This is a genomic window from Pseudomonas sp. DWP3-1-2 (genome assembly GCF_049896285.1).
GTDB lineage: Bacteria > Pseudomonadota > Gammaproteobacteria > Pseudomonadales > Pseudomonadaceae > Aquipseudomonas.
Window position 1 is genome coordinate 45,344 of the sequence record NZ_JAFCTZ010000007.1, and the last position, 15,180, is coordinate 60,523.

Consider the following 15,180-nt stretch of genomic DNA (forward strand, 5'->3'; position numbering starts at 1 on the left):
GCTAGGTGTCCTTGGAACGTCCGATTGAGTGCAAAAACGCAGCGGTGGTTCAGGGCTGACAAAACACGCTTCAACTAGCCATAGCGGCCGGTGATGTAGTCTTCCGTCTGTTTTTGTGCCGGATTGGTGAACAGCGTGTCTGTATCACCGAATTCGATCAGTTTGCCCAGGTACATGAATGCGGTGTAATCCGAGACCCGCGCCGCCTGCTGCATGTTGTGGGTAACGATCACAATGGTGTATTTGGATTTCAGTTCGAAGATCAGCTCTTCAACTTTTAGCGTCGAGATTGGATCGAGCGCCGAACAGGGCTCATCCAGCAACAGCACTTCAGGCTCGACCGCGATCGTGCGGGCGATGACCAGACGTTGCTGCTGACCGCCCGACAAGCCTAACGCAGACTCGTGCAGGCGATCCTTGACTTCGTCCCACAGCGCAGAGGCCTTGAGCGCCCATTCCACGGCCTCATCGAGCACGCGCTTCTTGTTGATGCCTTGAATCCGCAAGCCGTAGACCACGTTCTCATAGATGGTCTTGGGAAACGGGTTCGGCTTCTGGAACACCATGCCGACGCGACGCCGCAGCTCGGCAACGTCCTCGCCCTTGCGATAGATATCATGCCCCCACAGATTGATGGCCCCTTCGACACGACAGCCATCGACCAGATCATTCATGCGGTTGAACGTGCGCAACAATGTTGATTTACCACAACCGGACGGCCCGATGAAAGACGTCACCCGTTGCTTGGGAACATTCAGGGCGATGTCGAACAATGCCTGTTTGTCGTCATAAAACAGGTTCAGCCCTGGCACCTCGATGGCCACGGTCTCGTCAGCCAGATGCAGGTCCTGCCTTTTACGCCCCAGACTCGTCATGTTGACGCTGTGGCTCGGGTTGTCGTTCTGCATGGTGGCTCCCTACGCTACGCATTCTGTTCATCGAACCGCCCGCCTTCTGTGAGGGAGCGGTGCTGTTGCAAATCAGGTGTCCAGCGCCTTGTATTTCTCGCGCAGATGATTACGAATCGTTACTGCAGACAGGTTGAGCAAGGCAATCACCAGGACCAGTAGCAAGGCGGTGGCATACACCAGCGGACGCGCCGCCTCGACGTTCGGGCTCTGGAAGCCGACGTCGTAGATGTGGAAGCCCAGATGCATGATTTTCTGGTCCAGATGCAGGTAAGGATAGTTGCCGTCCAACGGCAGCGACGGGGCCAGTTTGACCACGCCCACCAGCATCAGCGGCGCAACTTCCCCCGCCGCGCGGGCCACGGCGAGAATCAGGCCGGTCATCATGGCCGGGCTGGCCATGGGCAGGACAATCTTCCAGAGGGTTTCAGCCTTGGTGGCGCCCAACGCCAGCGAGCCTTCGCGCAACGTGCGCGGGATACGCGCCAGCCCTTCTTCGGTGGCCACGATCACCACGGGCACAGCCAGCAGCGCCAGCGTCAGCGACGCCCAGAGCAAACCCGGTGTGCCGAAAGTCGGCGCAGGCAAGGCTTCCGGGAAGAACAGCTTATCCAGCGACCCCCCCAGCACGTAGACGAAAAACCCCAGGCCGAACACGCCATAAACAATGGCCGGAACCCCCGCCAGGTTATTCACGGCAATCCGTATCAAGCGTGTCACCGGGCCTTGCCGTGCGTATTCACGCAGGTAAACCGCCGCCAGCACGCCGAACGGCGTCACGATCACGGCCATGATCATCGTCATCATCACGGTGCCGAAAATCGCCGGGAAGATACCGCCTTCCGTGTTGGCTTCTCGTGGATCCTCGCTGAGGAATTCCCACAGCTTCGTGAAGTAGAAGCCGAGCTTGGAAAACACGCCCATGGCGTTGGGCTGATAGGCATGCACGACTTTGCCCAGGCTGATTTCGACTTCCCGGCCGTTGGCATCGCGGGCGGTCAGGCTGTCGCGGTCAAAGGCGGCGTGCAGCGTGCCGAGACGCGTTTCGATCTCTTTGTAGCGGCTGTCCAGCTCGGCGCGCTCGGTGGCCATGTCAGCCTGGGCTTGCGCGTCCAGTCTGCCTTCCAGCTCCAGCTTGCGGGCTTTCAGGCGCAAGCGGTCGATGCCATGGTTGATAGCACCGATGTCTTTCTTTTCCAGCGTATACAGCTCGTGAGCCAGGCCACTGACCCGCTGGATGCGCTCTTGCAGAGTCGGCCAGGCGGCTTGGCCCTCAGCGACGACCTTGCCGTTTTCCTTCACGTTCACCAGATAGCCGTAAAAGTTGCCCCACTCCCGGCGCTCCAGTGTCATCAGTTCCAGCGGGGTGCTCTGCTGCGTCAACCACTCCCCGACGACCCAGGTGAAGTCACTGGGATTGAGGTCGCGATTACCGACCTTGAACAGCTCGCGGGTCATGAATTCCGGGCCTTCGTCGGGCACTGGCAAGCCAGAACCTTTCAGGCGCGCACGCGGGACCTGTTCCTGCTGGACCACTTCACCTATCAGAACGTGTTTTGGCTGATCGGGCACGTCGTACTGTGCGTAGGTCAGGTCAGCCGGCCAGAAATGCCCCAGACCACGCACGGCGATGACAGCCAGCAGGCCGAGGGTCATGGCGACGGCGATGGCTACCGCACCCGCACTCATCCAGACGCCGGGGGCACCGCTTTTGAACCAGCCTTTGAGGGAGTTCTTTTTCACGAACTTCTACCTTCCTTAGAGGGACGAGTATCGCTTGCGCAGCCGCTGACGAATCAGCTCTGCGAAAGTGTTCATCATGAAGGTGAACGTCAGCAGCACCAGGGCTGCGAGGAACAACACTCGGTAATGACTGCCTCCCACTTCCGACTCCGGCATTTCCACCGCCACGTTCGCCGCCAGCGTGCGCATGCCCTCAAACAGGTTCATGTCCATGATCGGTGTATTGCCAGTGGCCATCAGCACAATCATGGTTTCACCCACCGCGCGGCCCATGCCGATCATCAGCGCCGAGAAGATGCCGGGGCTGGCGGTCAGGATGACCACGCGGGTCAGGGTCTGCCACGGTGTGGCGCCCAGCGCCAGCGAACCCAGGGTCAGGCCACGGGGCACGCTGAAGACTGCGTCCTCGGCAATCGAGTAGATCGTGGGGATGACCGCAAAGCCCATGGCGATACCCACCACCAGGGCATTGCGCTGATCGTAGGTGATACCCAGATCATCGGTGATCCACATGCGCATGTCGCCCCCGAAGAACCAGTTCTCCAGATGCGGGCTCATGCCCAGCGATACCCAGGTAATCAGCAGAACCACCGGCAGCAGGAGCGCGCTTTCCCAGCCATCGGGAACCCGCAGACGAATGGATTCAGGCAAACGGCTCCAGATGAAACCAGCCAGCAGGATACCAATGGGCATCAACAGCAACAGGCTGAAGACGCCGGGCAAATGGCCTTCCAGATACGGCGCGAGGAACAGTCCGGCAAAAAACCCGAGGATCACCGTAGGCAAGGCCTCCATCAACTCGATCACCGGCTTTACTTTGCGGCGCATGGCCGGGGCCATGAAGTAGGCGGTGTAGATGGCGGCGGCAATGGCCAGCGGAGCCGCGAGCAGCATGGCGTAGAACGCCGCCTTGAGCGTGCCGAAGGTCAGTGGCGCCAGGCTGAGCTTGGGCTCGAAGTCGCTATTGGCAGCCGTGGACTGCCAGACGTATTTGGGCTCGTCGTAGTTCTCGTACCAGACCTTGCTCCACAACGAACTCCAGGACACTTCCGGGTGCGGGTTGTCCAGAAGCATGGGCAAGAACGCACCGTCCTGTTCGACCACAATACGGTCCGCCCGGGGCGACATCGCGAAGATTCCGGCAGTGGCAGACACTTGGTCAACCAGCAGGGTGCGATGGGATGTGCTGTGGAACACGCCGAGCTTGCCGGAATCGTCCAGGGCGATAAAACCCTTGCGCCGCTGTTCGGCGGTGATTTGCACGATCGGTGTGGTGCCCATCTGAAATTTGCGGATATGCATCAAACGCTGTTCACCGTCGACATCCCGGGCCATGAACCATTGGCTCATGCCGCCTTTGGAGTCGCCGATAATCAGCGAAATGCCGCCGACCAGCTGCGTGCTGGCGGTGATTTCGGCGTTGCCGTTTTCAAGTAACTTGTAACGACCATTGAGCGTGCGATCACGCAGGCTGAACACATCCGCCTGGGCGCGGCCATTGATCACATACAGCCATTGCTGACGAGGATCGATATAAATCGCTTTGACGGCAGCCGACATCTGCGGCAACTCGATGCGGCTCAACTCGCTGCTGATCTCGCCGGTCATTATGTTTTCTTGCTGTTCAAGGGACAGCACATGCAGTTGCGCCCCCGTGGAGCCTGCCACCAACAAGCTTTCGCCATTGGCGTTGAGGCTGACATGCTCCAGCGCACGGCCTTGCTCGTCGAGCACAAGCGGTGCCTGGCCAAAAGGCCAACTGACGGTGGGAGAAATGGTTTTCTTGTTGTCCGGGTAACTGACCGGATAACTGTGCCTGAACACCAGCACCTGTCCGTTGGACAAACCCAGGGCAACCAGCGGCGTACCGGGCTGATCTTCGCCAATGGACGCAACGCTTACGCCGTCAGGCAGAGGCAGGCTGACGCGGCTGAGCTCAGCACCGTCATCAATGTTGAAAAACACCGCTTCGCCCTTGTCGGAAACCCGCATGCCGACCTGATTCTGTTCCTCGAGGGCCAGCATCAGCGGCTTGCCAGCGTCACTTAACCACGCCGGTTTGACCGGGGTTTCCTGAGTCAGGCTTGCGCCCTGAAACAGGGGTGCGACGACATAGGCCAGATAAAAGAAAATCGTGGTGATCGCCGCCAGCACGGCAAGACCGCCGATGGCCACGTACCAGCGAGTCAAATTGTCCGTGATCGCTCGAGTACGCCGCTTGCGCTGCATCTGCGACGTATTGAAATCAATGCGCTTGGCGGGTGGAGTCGGATTCATCGAAGGCTTGGCCTGATTATTCATGCGCACACCCTAGCGGCCCTGTATGACAAAAACATTACAGACAAGTGACGCAAAAAAGCCCGCCACCCACGATCCTGGCAGCGGACTGTACAGTTGATGGAGAGGCTTGACTCAAGCAAACCTCGCCCGCACCGCGATTACTTACCCGCGACAGCACCTTCCTGCAAGCCCAGATCTGCCAATGCCTTGGTCACGACCTTCGCTGGCAGCGGAATGTAGCCGTCTTTCATGACCACTTCCTGCCCCTGCTTTGACAGCACCAGCTTGATGAACTCGGCTTCCAGGGGAGCCAACGGCTTGTTGGGTGCCTTGTTGACGTAGACATAAAGGTAGCGCGACAGCGGATACGTACCGTTGAGGGTGTTGACTTCATTATCCTCGATGAACTCGGTTCCTTCCTTCTTGGCCAGCGGCACGGTGCGCACACTGGACGTTTTGTAACCGATGCCCGAATAACCGATGCCATTCAGCGAACTGCTGATGGAGCTGACCACCGAAGCGGAGCCCGGCTGTTCATTGACGTTGGCCTTGAAGTCACCCTTGCAGAGCGCTTCTTCTTTGAAGTAGCCATAGGTGCCGGAAACCGAATTGCGACCGAACAATTGAATCGGCTTGCCTGCCAGGTCTCCGGTAACGCCGACGTCACCCCAGGTTTTGACATCCGCCTTGGCACCGCACAGACGGGTGGCGGAGAAGATCGCATCCACTTGCTGCATGGTCAGACCCTTGATCGGGTTGTCCTTGTGCACAAAGACCGCCAGGGCATCGACCGCAACGGGGATCGCCGTAGGCTTGTAGCCGTGTTTCTGTTCAAAAGCCGACAGCTCGCCGTCTTTCATCTTGCGGCTCATCGGCCCAAGGTTGGCGGTGCCTTCAGTCAGGGCCGGTGGTGCAGTCGAAGAGCCGGCAGCCTGAATCTGAATGTTGACGCTCGGGTATTCTTTTTTGTAGGCCTCGGCCCACAACGTCATGAGGTTCGCCAGGGTATCGGAACCGACACTGGACAGATTGCCCGACACGCCTGAAGTCTTAACGTAAGGCTTGATCGCAGGATCAACAGCGGCAAAGGAATGTGCAGTCGCCACGCCAGCGGCGACGAACGTCATTGCAGTCATCAAACGTTTGAGTTTCATACATTGCTCCAAGCGAGGTAGTCGAAAAATCCGTTACCGCCAGTATCAGGCGGGTGGCGTGACGACTTTATGAAGCGATTGTGACAGTTGCATGACGATTCTCCTACAGAGCCCGCCTCCCGACACCTGTCAGGCCCTGGCTGCGACGACTTCGGTCTTCAGCAGATAAACACCCATCGCCATCCCCATGGCGCAGAGAATTGCCACATACCATGCGGGCGCCATCGGGCTGGCCTTGAGCATGAAGGTCACGACCATCGGCGTCAGGCCGCCGAAGATGGCGTACGACAGGTTGTAGGAAAACGACAGGCCCGAGAAACGCACGGCGGGTGGAAACGCCTTGACCATGACATAGGGCACGGCGCCAATGGTGCCGACGAACAGACCGGTCACGGCGTACAGCGGGAACAGCCACTCGGGATGAGCGCCGAGGCTGTGATATAGCGTCCAGGAGCTGATCAACAGCCCAAGGCTGCCCAGCAGGAACACCCAGCCCGCACCGAAGCGATCGGCCAGCGCACCGGCCGCCACACAGCCCACGCTCAGGAAGACAATGGCCAGGCTGTTGGCTTTCAGGGCAACGGCAGCCGGGAAGCCGAACGTGGTGCCTTGCAGAATGGTCGGGGTCATGAGAATGACGACGATGATGCCCGCCGAGAGCAACCAGGTCAGCAGCATCGAAACGGCAATCGCGCCCCGATGGTCGCGCAACACCGCCTTGAGCGGCACCTCTTCGGCCAATGCCTTGCGCAGTTGCAGCTCAGCGAAGACAGGGGTTTCGTGCAGCCAGCGACGCAGGTAAACCGAGAACAGACCGAACACGCCGCCCAGCAGAAACGGGATACGCCAGGCGTAATCCGACACTTGCTCGGGGGTATAGACGCTGTTGATCAAGGTGGCGACCAGCGAACCCAGCAAGATGCCAGCCGTCAGGCCGCAGGTCAGGGTGCCGCAGGCGTAGCCAATATGGCGAGCGGGAACATGCTCGGAGACGAAAACCCAGGCACCGGGCACTTCACCACCAATGGCCGCACCCTGAATGACCCGCATCAGCAACAGCAGGAGGGGCGCCCACAGGCCGATCTGCGCATACGTCGGCAGCAAACCCATGATCAGGGTGGGCACCGCCATCATGAAAATGCTCAGTGTGAACATTTTCTTGCGCCCCAACAGGTCACCGAAGTGAGCCATGATGATGCCGCCCAGGGGCCGGGCCAGATAACCGGCCGCAAAAATACCGAAGGTCTGCATCATGCGCAGCCATTCAGGCATGTCCACCGGGAAGAACAACTTGCCGACTACCGTGGCGAAAAACACGAAAATAATGAAGTCGTAGAACTCCAGTGCACCGCCCAGTGCGGACAGCGAAAGGGTCTTGTAGTCGTTACGGGTCAGCGGGCGCGCGGAACTTAATGGCACTGAAGGCATGGCAAGGCTTCTTCTCTGAGGACTTCTCTTTTATAGGGGGTAAGCGATAGCAATGCTGACTGCGGCGCGGTGGCGTGCAGACGCGATTCTCTCAGGCAATCAATGCAAATAGGCACCAAAATTGCGTGATGCAAGCGGTCGTGCCGCCTGATCGGGTCTGGCACGATAGCAAATTGTTCGAAAAAGCACACAGATAGAAGCCGCGAGGGGTCTAAATCGACAGTCAGCGGTCGTCGCCCGCCCCATCGCCCGATATACTCGCAGGCGGTGAGTGGATCCATATTGTGTCGAAACGTATCGGGGTACTGTGCGAAATCAACTGTCCGGCAGCCGCTTTCGCAGAGTTTCCCTTAAAACGCCTTGATCCACTCAATGGGTTGGCAAGGGCGTTTTTCCACCGCGGCAAAGACTTAAGCGTCATGGGTCAGAGGCACCCTATGCATGATCGAGCTCGAACAAGAAGATCCAATCCCGCAAGGCGACCTGGCCTTGCAAATCACAGCATTGCCCCGTGAGACCAATGGGTTCGGCGATATTTTCGGCGGCTGGCTGGTTTCCCAGATGGACCTTGCAGGCACAGCAATGGCCAGCAAAGTCGCGGGCGGACGCGTTGCAACAGTGGCCATCGACCGCATGGCGTTTCTGGTGCCGGTGGCCGTGGGTGCGCAATTGTCCTTTTACACACAGACCCTGGAGATTGGGCGCAGCTCCATCCAGATGATGGTCGAAGTGTGGAGCGATGACCCGCTGTCCAGCGAATGGCGCAAAGTCACTGAAGCAGTGTTCGTGTTTGTCGCCATCGACGGCAGCGGTCGCACGCGCTCGGTCCCGGCGCGGCGATAATTTGCCACCCTGGGCACGCATCGGCCGCTTCGCGGTAAACTCGCCGACTTTTGCACGGTCTACTTCTGTCACCGTCCTTGAGCGAGAACTTACCTATGCCAACGCCCCAGGTTGAAACCGTCACAATCGGTGAGCTGCCATGCTGGCGCATCCGCCATCGCGACGCAGAGTTGCTGGTGGCTCAGCAAGGCGCCCACATCGTCAGTTATCAGGTTGACGGCCAACCGCCGCTGATCTGGCGTAACGAGCAAGCCGTGTTCAAACACGGCAAGGCGATTCGCGGCGGCATGCCGATTTGCTGGCCCTGGTTTGGCAACCTTGAGCGCAACCCGGAAAGCGTCCAGGCCATGCGCCAAAGTGCTGAGCCCGCCAAAGCCCACGGCGAAGTCCGGACCATTGACTGGGAGCTGATGGGGGTCGGCGAAGATGACGACGCCTTGCTGGTGGAATTCATCCAGCCTGCCGCAGAGGGAAATTTGCCAGGTTGGCCTCACAACGTCGGCCTCAAACTGAGCATTCGTCTGGATGAAGCCCTGAACGTCAGCCTGGTCACTTACAACAGCGGCGACGAGCCCGTGAGTTTCAGTCAGGCGTTGCACAGTTATTTCGCCGTCAGTGACGTGCGCCAGATCAGCGTCAAAGGCCTAGAGGGTCTGCGCTACGTCGAAACCCTGGAAAACTGGGAAGAACTCGAGCAAGCCGGCCCCCTGCAATTTGCCAGTGAGACCGACCGTATCTACCTGAACACGCCCGACATGCTGAGCATCGTCGATCCCCAGTGGCAGCGCAAAATCCACATCTGCACCAGCGGTTCGAAGTCCGCCGTGCTGTGGAACCCCTGGACGGAAAAAGCCAAACGCTTGGGCGACATGGCCGCCGATGGCTGGCAAGGCATGGTCTGCGTCGAAACCGCCAATGTGCTCGACGACATCGTGAACCTGGCACCGGAAGAAATGCACGTGATGGCGGTGAGTGTGTGGGCGGAGCCGATTTAACGCTGAAAGCCCCGTTGGAGCGGGGCTTGCCCGCGAATCAGGCGGCGCGGTGGGTCTGATCCACCGCGTGATCGTTCTTCGCGGGCAAGCCTCGCTCCAACAGCTCGCTCCAACAGATTGCAGCCTCGTTAAAGATCCGCTTCTACAACAACCCGAACCTTGGCGGCTTCCATTGCGTACGCCGCATCGGCCAGATCATTGCTGACCTTCTCTATCTTCAACTTCCCGACCACCCAGAGTGGCGTATAGATGTCGTCGATTTTCAGACCTTTCGGGTAGCGCACCAGCACCAGCTGGTTCGGCGGCGGTGGCGGCACGTGGATGCAGGCCCCGGGATAAGGCACCAGGAAAAACAGGGTGCTGCGACCCTTGGCATCGGTTTCCAGTGGAACCGGGTAGCCGCCCAGACGAATCTCCTTGTCGTTCATCGCCGGTACGGTTTTGTTCGAATACATCACCGCCGGCAAGCCTTTGCTCTGCTTCAAGCCACCCTTGCTGTCGAAGGTTCCCTGCGCTTCGGGCGAGTTGTGGTCGATCTCGGGCATGGCCTCAAGGGCCTTCTGATCCGACTTGGGCATCAGTTCGAGCCAGTCGGTTTCAGGGATTTCTGCATGGACCAGGCCGCAGGTCAGCAGCAGGGTAATAAATAGAAGACGTCGCATCAGGAAGCTCGGCAGGAGGAGGTTGAATCAAGCCCGGCATTCTAGCCCTCTGCGCGCCGAGTGCGCAGAGGGCCAGCCGAATAACCGTCAGTTCTTTCTGATCAGACCGTACAGAACCAGCAGCACGACTGCACCCACCAGTGCGCCAAGGAAACCCGCACCCTCGCCTGCCTGATAAATGCCCATGGCCTGTCCACCGTAGGTCGCGGCCAGAGAGCCGCCGATGCCCAGCAGAATGGTCATGATCCAGCCCATGCTGTCATCGCCGGGCTTGAGGAAGCGAGCCAGCAGGCCAACGATCAAGCCAATGAAGATGGTTCCGATGATACCCATGTCGTTTCCCTCTGTAAGAATTGAAAACACCCGCGTACCGATACGACGCCAAGTGTCCTGCTATCTGAGAACCTGCAACCCGGAATGGTTCCACGCTGTAGGTGCTGCGTTGTAATTTACGGGGAAATGGAGGATGGATCGAGCTGAACCAAACGGACCTCCCAGTGCGAGAGGCCCGTATTGCTGACAGAAGATCAGCCTTTGATCAGCGCTTCGACCCGCTTGACCTGACGGTCCAGGGTTGCACGATCAACACTGCGCACCGTAGCGTGCCCCACTTTGCGACCGGCCTTGAAGGCCTTGCCGTAGTGGTGCAGATGGCAGTCATCAATGGCGATGACCTTGTCCACCGCAGGCACTTCACCGATGAAGTTGAGCATGGCGCTCTCGCCCACCTTGGCCGTTGAGCCCAATGGCAAACCCGCAACGGCACGAAGGTGGTTTTCGAACTGGCTGCATTCGGTGCCTTCAGTGGTCCAGTGCCCGGAGTTGTGGACGCGAGGGGCGATTTCGTTGGCTTTCAGGCCGCCGTCGACTTCGAAGAACTCGAAGGCCAGCACCCCCACGTAATCAAGCTGCTTGAGAACGCGACCGGCGTAGTCTTCGGCCAGCGCCTGCAAAGGATGATCGGTGCTGGCGATGGAGATCCGCAGGATGCCGTTGTCGTGGGTGTTGTGCACCAGCGGATAGAAACGTGTTTCGCCATCGCGGCCCCGCACGGCAATCAGCGAGACCTCGCCGGTGAACGGCACGAAGCCTTCCAGCAGGCAGCCGACACTGCCCAGCTCCGCGAAGGTTCCGGCGACGTCGGCTTGAGTGCGCAGCACTTTCTGACCCTTGCCATCGTAACCCAGGGTGCGGGTTTTGAGCACGGCAGGCAGGCCGATGCTGGCAACTGCGGCGTCCAGATCCGCCTGGGACTGGATATCCGCGAACTCCGGCGTCGGGATGCCCAGGTCCTTGAACATGCTTTTCTCAAACCAGCGATCACGGGCAATGCGCAACGCTTCGGCGCTCGGGTACACAGGCACGAACTGCGACAGAAACGCCACGGTTTCGGCCGGCACACTTTCGAACTCGAACGTGACCAGATCCACCTCATCGGCCAACTGCCGCAGGTGATCCTGGTCACCGTAATCGGCACGCAGATGCTCGCCCAGCGCCGCCGCGCAAGCGTCTGGCGCCGGGTCCAGGAATGCGAAGTTCATCCCCAGCGGGGTGCCTGCCAACGCCAACATGCGGCCCAACTGGCCGCCACCGATTACACCGATCTTCATGGAAAAACCTCAGGCGTCGCGCGGGTCTGGATTGTCCAGAACGCTGTCTGTCTGCTCAGCACGGAATTTTTTCAGCACTGCATGGAATTGCGGATGCTTGGCGCCCAGGATGCTGGCCGACAACAACGCAGCGTTGATCGCGCCCGCCTTGCCGATGGCCAGGGTCGCAACCGGAATGCCCGCAGGCATCTGCACAATGGACAGCAAGGAATCGACACCGGACAGCATCGACGACTGCACGGGAACACCCAGCACCGGCAGGTGCGTCTTGGCTGCACACATGCCCGGCAAGTGCGCCGCGCCGCCTGCGCCCGCGATGATGACTTCAATGCCACGGCCTTCGGCCTGCTCGGCGTACTGGAACAGCAGGTCCGGCGTCCGGTGGGCCGAAACCACTTTGACTTCGTACGGAATGCCGAGCTTTTCCAGCATATCGGCGGTGTGGCTAAGGGTGGACCAATCGGACTTGGAGCCCATGATCACGCCAACCAGTGCGCTCATCGTCGTGCCTCTCATCGGGCGCCCGCAGGCGCATCAAAAAACAAACAAGCCACGCGGGAGGACCGGCGTGGCTTGCTGTACGAATAATGACCGGTCGAACCGGCCAAAGGCCGCGCAGTATACCGTAAAGAAGTGCGTTTAATGCACCCTCGTTGACCATCCGTCTTGCCAGCCGTTTCTGCCCTGTGAGGCACGTATTTACTGACTTGAGGGTCAAGCATTATCCGACGCGGCGCCACCTTCGAGCTTGCGCCAGAGCAACCGCACGTTGGCCTTGCGCACCAGTGCACAGCGATACAATCGAATCTCCAGAGGCACCTCCCATTGCGCGCCGCCACACACCACCAACTCGCCTCGCGCCAGTTCGGCACGCACGCTCAGTTGCGGCACCCAGGCGATGCCCAGCCCTTCGAGGGCCATGCTTTTCAAACTGTCCGCCATCGCGGTTTCATAAACCGTGGTGAAACGCAGGTTGCGCTGGCGCAGCAGCAGATTCACCGAACGTCCAAGGAACGCGCCCGCGCTGTACGCCAACAGCGGCACGCTGCCTTCGCCCTCCAGATCAAACAAGGGCTCGCCTTCAGCATTCGCCGCACACACCGGCAGCATTTGCGTATCGCCAAGGTGCAACCACGGGAAAATCTCCGCATCCATCTGCAGGGCGGCGTCAGGATCGTAGAAGGCCAGCATCAAGTCGCATCCACCTTCACGCAAGGCGTGTACGGCATCGCCCACGTTGGTAGCGACCAGCCGGGTGGCGATATTCAGCCCCTCGTTGCGCAACTGGGCAATCCAGCGCGGGAAGAACCCCAGCGCCAGCGAATGCGCCGCCGCAATCTGTATGACTTCACCCTGCCCGCCTTCCAGATGGTGCAGATGGCGCAACACCTCACCCAGTTGCTCGACCACCGTACGTGCCGTCACCAGAAATAACTGCCCGGCCGCCGTCAATTCGACCGGCGTGCGCGAACGATTGACCAGCGTCAGCCCCAGCGCCGATTCGAGGCTGCGAATGCGCCGACTGAACGCTGGCTGCGTGACGAAACGACGCTCGGCAGCCTTGGAAAAGCTGCGAGTCGCGGCAAGGGCACTGAAGTCCTCAAGCCATTTGCTTTCCAGATTCATCGGGTTCTCCAGAGTTGCCTGTCGATTGGCGGTCATGCTGCAGGAGCCAACTTGTTGGCGAGAAGTCGGGCCAGGGTAAGGCCCAATGTCGCTTCGCGAACACGTTCGCTCCTGCGGGAAATGTCGGACTGCAAGGTTCACACGTTCGTCACATCTTGCACGTCACATCCGCATTATGCCGTTTGTGCATGGGCCAGCGCTTAACAGCATTGGTCAAGTTTAGCCTGAACGCCCAGTATTCGTGGCGTCCCGGCATGTTCCATGCCCTTTTGAGACTCTCTCTATCATGTCCTCGCCTGCATCATCGCGCATCGAAAAAGACCTGCTTGGTGTGCTCGAAGTACCCGCTGACGCGTATTACGGTATTCAGACCCTGCGAGCGGTGAACAATTTTCACCTCTCCGGCGTTCCGCTTTCCCACTACCCGAAGCTGGTCGTCGCGCTGGCGATGGTCAAGCAGGCTGCGGCCGATGCCAACCATCAACTGGGTTACCTCAATGCCACCAAGCATGCCGCGATCAGCGAAGCCTGTGCGCGCCTGATCCGGGGCGATTTCCACGATCAGTTCGTTGTAGACATGATTCAAGGCGGCGCCGGCACTTCAACCAACATGAATGCCAACGAAGTCATCGCCAACATTGCGCTGGAAGCCATGGGCCTTGAGAAAGGCGATTACAAACAGCTGCACCCGAACAACGACGTCAACATGGCGCAATCGACCAACGACGCTTACCCGACGGCCATTCGCCTGGGTCTGTTGTTGGGCCACGACGCCTTGCTGGCCAGCCTCGACAGCCTGATTCAGGCGTTTGCAGCCAAGGGCCAGGAATTCAGCCACGTCCTGAAAATGGGCCGCACCCAATTGCAGGACGCCGTGCCGATGACCCTCGGCCAGGAATTCCGCGCTTTCGCCACCACACTCAATGAAGACCTGAACCGTCTGCGCAGCCTCGCGCCGGAACTTCTCACTGAAGTGAACCTGGGCGGCACCGCCATCGGCACCGGCATCAACGCCGACCCGGGTTATCAGCACCTCGCTGTTTCCCGTCTGGCGACCATCAGCGGCCAGCCGCTGGTTCCGGCGGCCGACCTGATCGAAGCGACCTCCGACATGGGCGCTTTCGTGTTGTTCTCCGGCATGCTCAAGCGCACGGCGGTCAAGCTGTCGAAGATCTGCAACGACCTGCGCCTGCTGTCCAGCGGCCCACGCACCGGCATCAACGAAATCAACCTGCCTGCGCGTCAACCGGGCAGTTCGATCATGCCCGGCAAGGTCAACCCGGTCATTCCGGAAGCGGTCAATCAGGTGGCGTTCGAGATTATCGGCAACGATCTGGCGCTGACCATGGCGGCAGAGGGTGGCCAATTGCAGCTCAACGTGATGGAGCCGCTGATCGCTTACAAGATTTTCGATTCGATCCGCCTGCTGCAACGCGCCATGGACATGTTGCGCGAGCACTGCATCGTCGGCATCACCGCCAACGAAGCACGCTGCCGCGAACTGGTGGAGCACTCCATCGGTCTGGTCACGGCTTTGAACCCCTACATCGGGTACGAAAACGCCACACGTATTGCGCGTATAGCCCTCGAAAGCGGTCGGGGCGTTCTGGAACTGGTGCGCGAAGAAGGTCTGCTTGACGACGCCATGCTGGACGACATTCTGCGCCCGGAAAACATGATCGCTCCACGCCTTGTGCCACTGAAGGCATGACGTGCCCGTTTACATGCTCACCAGGCTGAGGGCCTAGACACCCCTCACCCTTTTGAGGGTCCAGAGATCCTTCTCTCGGACCCTTTTTTTTACCTGCAAAACGCGAAACCCTCAAAAACAGGGAAGTTAGATCGTTACAAAAAGGAAAAACGATTGCAGACGCAAGACAAGCGCACCGGTATAGTGCGCGCCCCCTAAAAACAACAGCGAGGATTTATCA

13 protein-coding genes are annotated in these 15,180 nt (G+C 59.4%); 3 read left to right on the plus strand and 10 right to left on the minus strand.

What is annotated here, in order from left to right; genetic code table 11:
- Positions 1 to 74 precede the first annotated feature (74 nt).
- From pstB to ACP7B0_RS16235, 5 genes are all read right to left on the minus strand, one after another.
- Complete coding sequence (pstB, locus tag ACP7B0_RS16215) at positions 75 to 908, minus strand: phosphate ABC transporter ATP-binding protein PstB (protein WP_426142441.1); 834 nt, start codon at positions 906 to 908, stop codon at positions 75 to 77.
- A 72-nt stretch (positions 909 to 980) separates the two neighbouring features.
- On the minus strand, positions 981 to 2,597 hold the full coding sequence (gene pstA / locus ACP7B0_RS16220) for a phosphate ABC transporter permease PstA (RefSeq protein WP_426142610.1): 1,617 nt from the start codon (positions 2,595 to 2,597) through the stop codon (positions 981 to 983).
- A 69-nt stretch (positions 2,598 to 2,666) separates the two neighbouring features.
- Positions 2,667 to 4,952, minus strand: coding sequence for an ABC transporter permease subunit (locus ACP7B0_RS16225; RefSeq protein WP_426142442.1), 2,286 nt, complete (start codon positions 4,950 to 4,952; stop codon positions 2,667 to 2,669).
- A gap of 137 nt (positions 4,953 to 5,089) precedes the next feature.
- On the minus strand, positions 5,090 to 6,085 hold the full coding sequence (locus ACP7B0_RS16230) for a phosphate ABC transporter substrate-binding protein PstS family protein (RefSeq protein ID WP_426142443.1): 996 nt from the start codon (positions 6,083 to 6,085) through the stop codon (positions 5,090 to 5,092).
- A 129-nt stretch (positions 6,086 to 6,214) separates the two neighbouring features.
- Complete coding sequence (locus ACP7B0_RS16235) at positions 6,215 to 7,513, minus strand: MFS transporter (RefSeq protein ID WP_426142444.1); 1,299 nt, start codon at positions 7,511 to 7,513, stop codon at positions 6,215 to 6,217.
- 441 nt (positions 7,514 to 7,954) lie between these two features.
- On the opposite strand from ACP7B0_RS16235, the gene ACP7B0_RS16240 reads away from it, so the two are divergent.
- Together ACP7B0_RS16240 and ACP7B0_RS16245 are read left to right on the plus strand one after the other, a co-directional pair.
- The gene (locus ACP7B0_RS16240) at positions 7,955 to 8,356 is read left to right on the plus strand and encodes an acyl-CoA thioesterase (protein ID WP_037016781.1); all 402 of its coding nucleotides are present in this window, start codon (positions 7,955 to 7,957) and stop codon (positions 8,354 to 8,356) included.
- A 95-nt stretch (positions 8,357 to 8,451) separates the two neighbouring features.
- Complete coding sequence (locus ACP7B0_RS16245; protein ID WP_426142445.1) at positions 8,452 to 9,351, plus strand: D-hexose-6-phosphate mutarotase; 900 nt, start codon at positions 8,452 to 8,454, stop codon at positions 9,349 to 9,351.
- Positions 9,352 to 9,479: 128 nt separating this feature from the next.
- On the opposite strand, the gene ACP7B0_RS16250 is transcribed toward ACP7B0_RS16245, so the two are convergent.
- From ACP7B0_RS16250 to ACP7B0_RS16270, 5 genes are all read right to left on the minus strand, one after another.
- Entirely contained in the window at positions 9,480 to 10,013 is a 534-nt protein-coding gene (locus ACP7B0_RS16250; protein ID WP_426142446.1) for a DUF3299 domain-containing protein, read from the minus strand.
- An 87-nt stretch (positions 10,014 to 10,100) separates the two neighbouring features.
- Positions 10,101 to 10,346: a GlsB/YeaQ/YmgE family stress response membrane protein gene (locus tag ACP7B0_RS16255; RefSeq protein ID WP_426142447.1), complete on the minus strand. Its 246-nt coding sequence runs from the start codon at positions 10,344 to 10,346 to the stop codon at positions 10,101 to 10,103.
- Between the two features lie 194 nt (positions 10,347 to 10,540).
- On the minus strand, positions 10,541 to 11,623 hold the full coding sequence (locus ACP7B0_RS16260) for a 5-(carboxyamino)imidazole ribonucleotide synthase (RefSeq protein WP_426142448.1): 1,083 nt from the start codon (positions 11,621 to 11,623) through the stop codon (positions 10,541 to 10,543).
- Positions 11,624 to 11,632: 9 nt separating this feature from the next.
- Complete coding sequence (gene purE / locus ACP7B0_RS16265) at positions 11,633 to 12,124, minus strand: 5-(carboxyamino)imidazole ribonucleotide mutase (RefSeq protein ID WP_426142449.1); 492 nt, start codon at positions 12,122 to 12,124, stop codon at positions 11,633 to 11,635.
- 213 nt (positions 12,125 to 12,337) lie between these two features.
- Positions 12,338 to 13,249, minus strand: coding sequence for a LysR substrate-binding domain-containing protein (locus ACP7B0_RS16270; RefSeq protein ID WP_426142611.1), 912 nt, complete (start codon positions 13,247 to 13,249; stop codon positions 12,338 to 12,340).
- 286 nt (positions 13,250 to 13,535) lie between these two features.
- On the opposite strand from ACP7B0_RS16270, the gene aspA reads away from it, so the two are divergent.
- On the plus strand, positions 13,536 to 14,960 hold the full coding sequence (gene aspA / locus ACP7B0_RS16275) for an aspartate ammonia-lyase (RefSeq protein ID WP_426142450.1): 1,425 nt from the start codon (positions 13,536 to 13,538) through the stop codon (positions 14,958 to 14,960).
- Positions 14,961 to 15,180 lie beyond the last annotated feature (220 nt).